The following is a 2,397-nucleotide window of genomic DNA, read 5'->3' as shown; positions in this document are numbered from 1 at the left end:
CGGAACACCTGGAACCGGTGCGACTCCATGTCGTCGAGCAGCCCGAGCACCTTCTGCCGCTCGCGCTGCAGCCGCAGCTCGTAGAGGCGCCGGTGCTTCGGGTGCAGCTCCAGCTCGCGCACCTGCTCCTGCTTGGGCGGCAGCTCGGTGGCTACCTCCTCCTTACGCCTCCGCAGCACGAACGGGCGCAGCCGCCGCTGCAGCCGCGCGAGGCGCTCGCTGTCGCGGTCCTTCTCGATGGGCGCCCGGTACAGGTCGGCGAACTGCTTCTCGCCACCGAGCAACCCCGGGCACACCAGCGCCGAGAGCGCCCACAGCTCGGTGAGGTTGTTCTCCAGCGGCGTGCCGGTGATCGCGAGCTTGAACGGCGCCTGCACCAGCCGGGCGCTGCGGTACCCGCGGGCGCGGTGGTTCTTGATCATCTGCGCCTCGTCGAAGATCGCGCCCGAACACGCCAGCCCCGCGTACGCCTCCTCCTCCAGGCGCAGCAAGGTGTAGGAGGTGACGACCACGTGCGCGCCGGCGACCGACTCCGCCAGCGGAGTCCCGCGCTTGCGCTCGGTCGCATCGATCGCCACCACGCGCAGCCCCGGCGCGAACCGCTCGCACTCGCGCACCCAGTTGCCCACCACGCTCGTGGGCGCGACCACGAGGAACGGTGGCATCGCCGGGTCCTCCTCGCGCGCGACCTCCATCATCGCGATCGCCTGCAGCGTCTTGCCGAGCCCCATGTCATCGGCGAGGATCCCGCCCAATCGGTTCGTCCGCAGGAAGTGCAGCCACGCCAGCCCGGTCTGCTGGTAGTGCCGGAGCTCAGCGGTCACGCCCGAGGGCACGGGCACCGGCTCCAGCGTGACGCTCTCGCCCAGTCCGCGCGCCGCTCTCAGCCACTCCTGCTCCTGCGCGTGCACGATCCCGAGCTCGAGCAGCTCGGCCCACAGGTCCACCTGGTACCGGCTGATCCGCAGGCTCTCCACCGGCCGGTCGCTCAGCGCACGCGCTTCCTCGATGATCGCCCGGAGCTGATCGAACTCCTCGCCGAGCAGCGAGAAGTACCGGCCGTCGGGGAGCACGAAGATCGGCTCGCCCCTGGCCAGTGTCACGAACAGCTGCCCGAACGGCACCGCCTCGCCATCGACCTCCACCTCGACGCTCAGGTCGAACCAGTCGTTCGCGCCCGGCTCGGCCGCGATCGAGACCCGCGGCCCGCTGACCGTGCGGCTGTGGCTCGGCACGCCCTCGGCCTCGTTCACCCGCACGCCGTCAAGCCCCCGCAGCCGTGGCAGCACCTCCCCCACGAACAGCACACCCGCCGTGCCGGTGAGCGTGCGATCTGCTGGTCGGTCGATGCCCGACAGCGGCATCCCCACCAGGTCTTCGTGCCCGCCGACGGCGTCGCTCACCCGGGCGAGGATCTCCCGCTCCCGGGCTCGGTCGCGCCGAGACGGCTGGTCGGCCCAGCTCCAGGTCTGGTGAACCTGGCCCTCGCTCGCGCGGACCTCGAGCTCGAGCGTGGTCTGCCGCTCCGGTGGGACCGTGTAGGAGTGGTCCGGTGACTCGATCGGCGCCAGCTCCCGGAGCCGCGGCAGGTAGGTCTGCTCGAACAGCTCACGGCTCTCGGAATCCACGACCGGCGGCTCGTCCGCGCGCAGCAGCTGCCACAGCGCATCGGGTACGGGCGCCTCGAGCCGGATGAGCACGGCCTGCTCGGTGGCGCGGCCGTGGTCCCGTACCTGCGCGACCGCCACCGCCGGGCTCCCCACCGCGTACATCGCAGCGGTATCGGTGATCTCACCCTCCACCAGCAGCTGCCCGCGAACCCGCAGGTGCCCCTGCTGCTCGTCGATCGCCACCCGCGCCCGCGCCGCGGTATCCGTGATCAGCACCGGCCGCTGCGCCTTGCCGGGTGAGACCATCTCCACGCCCGCGTCCCGCAACTCGGTGAGGATCTCCCACAGCCCCCGCGAGGGGATCCGCGCGAGCGAGAGCCACTCCGGAGTGGCCGCATACGGCGTGTCCGTTGCGACATCGTGCAGACCCGCGAGCTCGGAGAGCAGCCCGACCACGTGCGGCTCGGCCATGCCGCGGTGCAACCCGTGCCACTCCACGTTGCCCTTGATCCACGTGCCACGCTGGCCACGCCGCGCCGGCCGGATCCCGAGGAACGGTTCCAGGCGTGGGCCGTAGCTCCACCGGTCCCGCATCCGGGTGGGATTCACGATCGTCATGAACAGGGCGAGCTCACCGACCGGCTGCTGCTCCGCCGTCGGGCGGACGATCTCATCGAGAGCACGTTGCCACGGTGCGGTGGGAGCGGCTTCCCGTGCGCCGAGGGCGAGCTGGACCGCGAGAGTGTGGGAGCAGCCACGATCGCTTCCGTGGACGTCGCAGAAGTCG

Annotated in this window: 1 protein-coding gene; it reads right to left on the bottom strand. The window is 71.5% G+C overall.

The window, feature by feature from the left end; translation table 11 throughout:
- On the bottom strand, positions 1-2,397 hold a 2,397-nt coding region (locus ACOJSN_RS02525), incomplete at both ends, for a DEAD/DEAH box helicase (protein ID WP_420110936.1).

It is taken from the genome of Pseudactinotalea sp., assembly GCF_048594945.1.
Taxonomy (GTDB): domain Bacteria; phylum Actinomycetota; class Actinomycetes; order Actinomycetales; family Beutenbergiaceae; genus Pseudactinotalea.
Note: the sequence above shows the minus strand (reverse complement) of the source record. Positions and strands in the feature narration are given on the sequence as shown.